The organism is Alistipes sp. CHKCI003 (assembly GCF_900021155.1).
Classification (GTDB): Bacteria; Bacteroidota; Bacteroidia; order Bacteroidales; family Rikenellaceae; genus Alistipes; species Alistipes excrementavium.
In genome coordinates this window covers 20,817-28,875 of the sequence record NZ_FCNT01000064.1, presented here as the reverse complement: position 1 = coordinate 28,875, position 8,059 = coordinate 20,817, and the positions used below count along the sequence as shown (strand labels likewise).

At 64.2% G+C, this 8,059-nt stretch carries 5 protein-coding genes and 1 pseudogene; 1 reads left to right on the top strand and 5 read right to left on the bottom strand.

Annotation, left to right across the window (positions count from 1 at the left end; genetic code table 11):
* The 4 genes and pseudogenes from BN3659_RS09030 to BN3659_RS09015 form a co-directional block, all read right to left on the bottom strand.
* Positions 1 to 279 (bottom strand): annotated as a pseudogene (locus BN3659_RS09030) (hypothetical protein); the annotation flags it as partial.
* 22 nt (positions 280 to 301) lie between these two features.
* Positions 302 to 883: a LutC/YkgG family protein gene (locus BN3659_RS09025; RefSeq protein WP_091536359.1), complete on the bottom strand. Its 582-nt coding sequence runs from the start codon at positions 881 to 883 to the stop codon at positions 302 to 304.
* Positions 880 to 2,301 carry a lactate utilization protein B gene (locus tag BN3659_RS09020; RefSeq protein ID WP_091536357.1) on the bottom strand — a complete coding sequence of 474 codons (1,422 nt, stop codon included), beginning with the start codon at positions 2,299 to 2,301 and terminating at the stop codon, positions 880 to 882. The genes BN3659_RS09025 and BN3659_RS09020 overlap by 4 nt, the downstream gene beginning before the upstream one ends.
* A complete protein-coding gene (locus BN3659_RS09015) occupies positions 2,298 to 3,038 on the bottom strand; it encodes a (Fe-S)-binding protein (protein ID WP_091536356.1) in 741 nt (246 codons plus the stop codon). The genes BN3659_RS09020 and BN3659_RS09015 overlap by 4 nt, the downstream gene beginning before the upstream one ends.
* 132 nt (positions 3,039 to 3,170) lie before the next feature.
* Between BN3659_RS09015 and BN3659_RS09010 the strand changes: the two genes are divergently transcribed.
* Positions 3,171 to 3,845 (top strand): SagB/ThcOx family dehydrogenase, encoded by a 675-nt coding sequence (locus tag BN3659_RS09010; protein WP_091536354.1) that lies wholly within the window; start codon positions 3,171 to 3,173, stop codon positions 3,843 to 3,845.
* Between the two features lie 209 nt (positions 3,846 to 4,054).
* Here the strand turns inward: BN3659_RS09010 and BN3659_RS09005 are convergent, their stop codons facing one another.
* Positions 4,055 to 7,558 carry a hypothetical protein gene (locus BN3659_RS09005; protein WP_091536352.1) on the bottom strand — a complete coding sequence of 1,168 codons (3,504 nt, stop codon included), beginning with the start codon at positions 7,556 to 7,558 and terminating at the stop codon, positions 4,055 to 4,057.
* Positions 7,559 to 8,059 lie beyond the last annotated feature (501 nt).

The following is an 8,059-nucleotide window of genomic DNA, read 5'->3' as shown; positions in this document are numbered from 1 at the left end:
GATCACGGCCGCGGCATGCCGGGGAATGACGGTCGGGCGGGGTGCCGCATGGGTCAGGTCGACGGTGCGGACGGGGAGCGTGCCGGGCGTTTCGCCTGCGTGCCGTGCCGTTGCGGCGTCGGTTGTCGCTGCGTCGGCCGCGACCGTCGCAGCGGCGGCCTCGTGCGTGCGTGCGATGCCGGCCGGCTGCTCCGAAAAGCCGCGGGCGACGGCCTCGGCGATTCGGCGCGAGGCGCCCGTGGGCGAAAACCAGATGGTGCAGAGTTCCTGTGGATTCATAAGCGTGGGGATGTATGTGTTGTCAGCGCAGGACGACCGTCGTGGAGATCGGACCGTGCGCTCCGAAGACGAGCGCCTGCTCGATGTCGGCCGTTTTCGAGGGGCCCGACATGAAGCAGCCGTAGTCGAAGTCGGCATCGGCGAAAGCGGGGTGTCCGACGGCGTCGAGCATCGTGTCGACGACGGCCTCGCGCGGAACGACGATCAGAAGAGCCGTCGCTCCGAAGTAGAGCGCCTTGTGGCGGATGTTCTGCCGGATCCACACCGCGCCGTTTTCGGCCACGGCGAGGAGCCCCTCGACCACGCCCAGATCGACGTCGCACAACGTGCGCGCATCGTCCGTCGCATCGGGGTCGATCGTCGCCGACTTTACCTCGGCGAGGCGCGAGGCGATGCGCCGCGCATCGGGGTAGAGCTGCCGGATCAGTTCGTCGAGCGGTGCGCCATCCGCGAGGACGGCCCGGCCGCCGGCGGCTTCCGTCTGCCGGATGAACTCGGCCGTGCGGTCTTCGAACCGCTGGGGTGTGAAATCGAATGCGGGGTATGCCTCCGCGGGCATGCGTGCGTCGGCGATCCGGCGGAGTATGCGTTCTTTGGTTGTCATGGTGTTTGCCGGTGTTTTTCGGGGTTTGAGTCGTCGGAAGTGCCGCACGCCTTGCGGACGAGGCCCGCTTTCCAGAGTGCATCGAAGGTGCGGGGAGCGAAGCGGGGCATGTCGCGGCCCGAACCGTACCACGGGTTGAGCCGATTGTTCAGCACGCCATGGGGCAGCCGCCCGGCGAAGCGTCCGAGCGCGATGGCGCCGTAGAACCGGCCGGGGGCCCGCATGGCGAAGTTCATGGCTTTGACCGCCAGTTTTTTGCGTGCGTCGGCCAGCCCTTCGCCGTCGAGTTCCTGCCGCCATGCGTAGATCTGCTCGCCGAGGTCGATCTTCGCGGGACAGACCTCCGAGCAGGAGTAGCAGAGCGAGCAGGCCGAGACGTTGCCGTGGTAGCGCTCCGGCGAGCGGAGCATGCCGAGGTTGATGCCCAGCGGACCCGGGATGAAATAGGAGTAGGTGGCGCCGCCCGAACGCCGGTAGACGGGACAGGTGTTCATGCAGGCGCCGCAGCGCAGGCATTTGAGCATGTTGCGGTGCGCCTCGTTTGCGAGGCTTTCGGTGCGGCCGTTGTCCACGATGACCACGTGGATCTGCTTGCCTGCGGCCGGCCGGCGGTAGAGCGACGTGTAGGTCGTTACGGGCTGCCCGGTGGCCGAGCGGGCCAGCAGCCGCGTGAAGACGGCCAGCGCCCGGTAGTCGGGGATCACCTTTTCGAGCCCCATGATGGCGATGTGCAGATCGGGGAACGAGGTGCCGAGATCGGCGTTGCCTTCGTTGGTGCAGACGGCGAAAGCACCTGCTTCGGCGATGGCGAAGTTCACGCCCGTCATGGCGATGTCGGCGCCGAGGAACTTGCCGCGCAGGTGTCTGCGGGCCTCGTGCGTGAGGTAGGCGGGGTCGCTGTTGCCCGCCGCGGTATGCCACACCCGCTCGAAGAGTTCGCCCACCTCCTCGCGTTTGACAGCGATCGCCGGCAGGACGATGTGGCTGGGCGGACGGTGCAACAGCTGCATGATCCGTTCGCCCAGATCGCTCTCCACGGCGTCGACGCCCCGCGCGAGCAGATAGGGCGTCAGCCCGCACTCCTCCGAGAGCATCGACTTGCTCTTGATGAGGTTGCGGCCGCCGTGCGCCGCGACGATCTCCCCGACGATGCGGTTCATCTCGTCGGCGTCCGCGGCCCAGTGGACCTGCATGCCGTTGGCCGAGGCATTGCGTTCGAAGAGTTCGAGGTAATGGCCCAGATGACTGAGCGTGTGGCGCTTGATGGCCGACGAAGCGGCCCTGAGCGCCTCCCACTCGGGGACGCTCTGCGCCATGCGGTCGCGTTTGGCCCGGACGGTCCAGAGCGCGCCGTCGTGCCATGCGGTGCGTGCGGCGTCGGCGACGAACCGCGCCGCGGCTCGGGAATGCGTGCTCATAGGTTCGATGCGAGAATTTGGACGATGTGCAGCGTGCGGATCGGAAGCCGGTCGTGGTCGATGATGCCCTGCATGTGCATCAGACACGAACTGTCGGCTCCGGTGATGTATTCGGCGCCGGTGGCGAGGTGGTCGCGGAGCTTGTCGCGGCCCATGCGGATCGAGACGGCGTTCTCTTCGGCGGAGAACATGCCGCCGAAGCCGCAGCATTCGTCCCGCCGCGAGGGTTCGCATACCTCGACGCCGTCGACCATTTCGAGCAGGTCGCGCAGCTTCGAGCGGTAGGGGACGTTCAGCTCGCCGGGGGTGCTGAGCCCCAGTTTGCGCACGCCGTGGCAGGAGTTGTGGAGGCTCACCTTGTGCGGAAAGCAGGCGCCGAGTTTCGCGGGGCGCACGACGTCGTGCACGAATTCGCAGATTTCGTAGATGCGCGCGTCGATGCAGGCGTGCTCGCGGTAGCCGTCCAGCAGGCGCGGGTAGCCCTCCTTGACGAAAACCACGCAGCTGGCCGAGGGGCCGACCACGTAGTCGTACGCGGCGAAGAGCCGTTCCATGCGTTCGGCCAGCGGGCGGGCGTCGCGTTCGAATCCGGCGTTGGCCATCGGCTGCCCGCAGCAGGTCTGCCCGGTCGGATAATCCACGTCGAGCCCCAGCGAGGCGAGCAGCCTGTACGAGGCTTCGCCCACTTCGGGGTAGACGGCGTTGATGTAACAGGGAATGAAGAGTCCTACTTTCATCTTCTCGGTGTATGTTCGTGTCTCCTACTAACCAAACGGAGTTCCAAATATAGCGGTTTTCCGTCGAATTCGCAGCGATTGTCCCGTTTTTTGTATATTTGCATATAAACTGTTTAAAATAGATCGTATCCGATGAGAATGATTGCAGCAATGGCCGCTCTCGCGCTCGCAGCGTGCGGAGCGCCGGCCGGGCGGGGTGCGAAGACCCCCGAACCGGCCACGAAAGTGGAGATGGGCGCGGAGATCGCGCTTCTCAGGCCCGATTCGGTCGGCGGCACGACCGTCGACGAGGCGTTGTGGAACCGCCGGTCGTCGCGCGAGTTCGCGGCGGAGCCTCTCTCGCTCGAAGAGCTTTCGGGCGTGGTGTGGGCCGCCGCGGGCATCAACCGCCCCGCGAACGACCACCTCACGGCCCCGTCGGCGCTGGGCCTCTACCCGATCCGCACCTACGCTTTTTTCCGCGAGGGCGTGTACAGCTACGATGCGCGGGCGCATAAGCTCACGCGCGTGCTCGAAGGCGACCACCGCGCCGTGTCGGGCGCCCAGCCCTTCGTGGCGACCGCACCGCTCAATCTGGTCTTCGTGGCCGATCTGAGCGTGTACGAGGGCAAGGCGATCCCGGCCGAACACGTCCGCTTCCTCTGCGGGCAGGACGCCGCCTGCTACGTCGAGAACGCGAACCTCTATGCCGCCGGCCACGGACTGAAATCCGTTACGCGCGGCAGCGCCTCGGACCGTTTGCTCGAAACGCTCGGCCTCGACCCCGCGCGTTATTTCTTCGCGCTGGCCGTCTCGGTCGGGAAGTAGGGGATGCGCTGCGTGCCGCCCCGGTGGGGAGGTTCCCGCCGGGGCGCATCCGCGGATGGAAACGGAGGTCCGTCCGACGAGCTGCCCTTCCTCCCCCTCCGACGGGAATCGCCTGCTCGGAAAGGGTTCCGAACGGTGCGGTACGAATGAAAAAGAGGCTGTCGAACGAGTTTCGGACAGCCTCTTTTTGTATCGCCTGCGGGCGGAGGTTATTCCGCCGCCGCGGGATGTACCCTGACGCCGTCGATGGTGATCGTACCCGAATCGGTGCCGACGGCCGTGTTCTTGTAGTTGTCGTAGATGCTGATGTAGGGCGCCTTGTAGAATGCCGACAGGGCCTCCTGCGTCAGTTCGGCGCCGGTCGCGGCGTCGGTCTCGGTCCAGTTGGCGCTGTTGTCGGCGATCCGCTCGATCACCAGATCGAATCCCTTGGTGTTGGTGATGTTGCCGATGAACCACGAGTTGTTGTAGCCGTCGGGCGCATAGTACGGCGTGATACCGCCGATCGTCTGACCTTTGGCGAAGACGGTCCGGAAGTAGCCCTTCGACGGCTGGCAGTCGCGGATCGTAACCTTCACGGTTTTGCCGCTGTAAAACTTGCCTATGAGGCCGCCGTTGTTCCAGCCGCTCTTGCCGGTGAATGCGACATTCTCCGACGAACACTTCTCGATCAGCACTTCGCCCGAATTGTTGCCGAAATAGCCGAACAGACCGCCGCTGCCGTAGGTGTTGGCGCCTTCGCCGCAGGCGATGGCGACCTCCTTGATCGAGCAATTGCTGATGCGGGAGACGTTGCGCACGTAGCCCGCCAGACCGCCGGTCCACTTGCCTTCGCCTTCGATCGCGACGTTTTCGACGTGGAGGTCGTCGATCGCCGCGGGTTTGTCGTCGGTGCCGTAGACCTGTCCGAAGAGACCGCGCGCAGGGGTCGTCAGGTCGATCCGCACGTTGCGGACGGTGTGTCCGTTGCCGAATACGCAACCGCTGAAGAGGTGCCCCTTGGCCGTGTAGTTCGCTTCCGTGTCGTTGGGGTTCGTGAGACTGGTGTAGCCGATGGGGGTCCACTCGTGGTTGCCGAGGTCGATGTCGTTGCAGAAGAGTACGCCGGCACCTTCGGCCAACCGTCCCGCATTGGCTTCGCGGGCGATCCACGCCAGATCCGAAGCTTCGTAGATTTCGTAGCAGAACCACTCGGTGCCGTCGTTTCGCACGGTGCCGGACATGGGCTCCGTAACGGTCGCGCCGTCCCAGAGCGTAACGGGCAGTGCGTGGGCGCCCTCCCTGCCTTCGACCGTAACCGAAGGGGCGACCTCCACGGTGTTCGAATCGTCGCGGTTCATGACGAGGAAGTTCATGCGTGCGGGCTGAGGCGTGTTCGCCTCGACGAGCTTGGTCGCGCCGAGCAGCCGGAGCGTGTTGTTCTTCGAACGCAGGTCGGCCGAAAACTGGTGGTTGGTGGCGGTCTGCGGCGAGTTGTAGGAGCGGATTTCGGAATCCGTAACCGTTACGGCGTTGCTCCCGGCGGTCGCTACCGCTGAGTCGAGGACGATCGCGGCGAAATCTTCGGTGGGGCCGGTGAAGTAGTTGCGGCCGATGAGTTCCGAGCCTTCGATGTCGAATACGCACTCCTTGCCGTGGACGTTCAGCGCGGCGCGGCCGTCCAGACGCGAATTCTCCGCGTTCACGATCACGGGCGTCGTGATACCCGCGATGTTCACGGCGTAGAAGAAGCCTTCAACCGCCGATCCGTTGCGGATGTCGATCCGTACCGTACCGCCGTTGTTGCCCACGGCGATGCCGCGGGGATAGTAGTTGCCGTCCTTCACGCGGCTCTTGAAATAGGCGATCTCCTCTTCGGTGTAGTCGCGGCTGCCGATGGCCGTCTCGTTGCTGTGGATCGACGTCCCGTCGATCGTGATGCGGCTCTCGGTGCTCGTCAGGTCGTTGTTGAGGACGGAGACGCCGCGGCAGTCCGTGCCGAGAGCCTTGATCTCGGAGTTGCGCAGGGTGATGTCGGGGTCTGCGCCCGTGCAGCTGATGCCGTAGCTCTTGGCCGTGTTGCAGACGAGCAGCACGTTGTCGAACAGGGCTTTCACACCGTCGCCCGACACGACGATCGGGTGCGTGGCCTCTGCCTCGGACGTCGGTGCGATCGTGAGGTTCGCGACTTCGGCGTCGGCTGCGATTTCGAGCGGCTTGCTCAGCGTGCCTCCCTTGCCGTCGAGACCCGTTACGTCCTTCTCGATCACGATGCAGTCGAACTGCTCCTGTTGTGCGAGGATGCGCTCCAGTCCGGCCTGCGTGCCGATGCAGCCGACGATCCGGCCGTCGTAGCCGCTCTCGCGGACGATCTCGCGGACGGTGCCGTAGATCTTCGCATTGCCTTTTTTCAGCGTCAATTTCCCTACTTCGGCATTTTCTTCGACGTAGAGCGTATTTTCGGCGGTGGAGGCGGTCATTTCCGTGTACTTGCCGTTCACCGTTACGGTCGTGTTGGGCATGTCGATCACCAGTCGCTTGGCTGTCTCGGTGTCGGTTACGATGCTGACCCGTTCGGGCAGTGCGGCCGTTTCATCGGCGGCGGAGCTCTCCTTGAAAGTCAGTTGTGCATTCGCAGCGACCTGCGGCACCTCGACCGTCAGCGCGGCCGATTCGGCGAATGCCTTCGGGATGGTTACCTCGGCATCGCTCTCGACCTTCGAGCCGACCTGCACCACTTCGGGTGCTTCCTCGGGTGAGGAGGCTGCCTTCTTGATCGCGTCGGACACATCGTCGGCACTCCCGGCCACGACGACCTTCGGGATGGCGATGGCCGTGAAGTCGACGATCTTGGCGCGGCCTACGACGAGCTGTTTCGAGAGCGCCTTCGTTACGGTTTGGTCCGCATCGTCGGTGATCCGGAACGAAAGCGTGCCGGCCGGGTAGGTCTGTGCCGGAACGACGAACAGGAAATCCGTCGGGGTTTCCGCATCGAGCGTTACGGGCTCCGGACAGGTCAGCGTGATTTCCGATCCGCTCTGTGCGTCGGACGCTGCGGGAGCGCCCGCTTCGTCCACGTGCTGCATGGCTTCGTTGCCGCCGCCGTCGAAGACGATGATCCGGCCGCCGTCGGGTCCTTCGGCGAGCGTGCCGGCGCCCGAGAGCGTCTTGTCGGTCGACACGAGCCGGATCGACTTCACCTTGCGTCCGGTGCCGTCGTCCGTCAGCCGGATGTTGATGACGCCCGCCACGTGGGTGAATTCCAGCGTGCCGATTTCATCGCCCGTGGTGCGGGCATACATCGGGTTGGTCTCGGGCGAGAAGGACCCCTCGGCGTAGGTCTGCGCTCCGGGAATCGTGAGTTTGCCTGCCGAGTAGGCCGAATAGGGATAGTAGGCTTCGAGGGACGAGGCGCCTTCGGCCGTCGGTGTGCCCGAGACGGTGAAGGTGCCGTCTTCGGTGTTCTCTCCGCCGGTGAGTACGTATTGGCAGAGGGAGCCTCGGTCGGTTACGACGGCGATCCGGTCGTCCGTACTCCAGAGAACCGGCGAGAATGCGCCTTCCTGCGGTCCGAGATGGGTGCGCGTTTCGGCGGTTCGGGGCGTGCGTGCCGTGAGGGTGTGCGTGCCGAGCGGTTCGGGCACTGTGGGTTCGAGTTCGCCGACGGGGTCCGTCGAGCAGGCGTTGAGTGCGACGCATCCGGCCGCACTCACGAGGAAAAAGATTTTTTTCATGACGTGTGTGCGGTTTAATAGGGATCGTATTCACCGTGTTCGAATTGGGAAGTAGCGAAGCCTTGCTCGGCGGATACCTCCAAGAGGCTGATTACGGGAGCGGAATAATTCGTTTGATTAAATTCCCCCCCCCATGTTTTTGCGAAATTTCATTCATAGTTTCACTTGACATTTAGGGTTGAATGGATATTTTATTTGATGCGGACAAATTTAGGTAAAATCTTCCGGACATCTCCCCCCCCCTCGATTTCGGCCTTTTTTGCGTATAAAAAGAGCGTATTCGTATAGTTCGGGAGCCTTATGGAATATCCGACGGTCCGTATGTTTTCTCCGTCCGGCGGCCTTTGCGATGCGGTCCGCACCGCTCGGTCCCGACGGAAACGGGGGCAGGCGGCGGGAGAACCCCGTTGCGGAGGGATCAGCGCGCGGAGGCGTTTCCGCGGTCGTCGCTTCGTGCGGAGTCGATTTCGTTGTCGGCGCCGTTGTCGGTGTCTCGGGCAG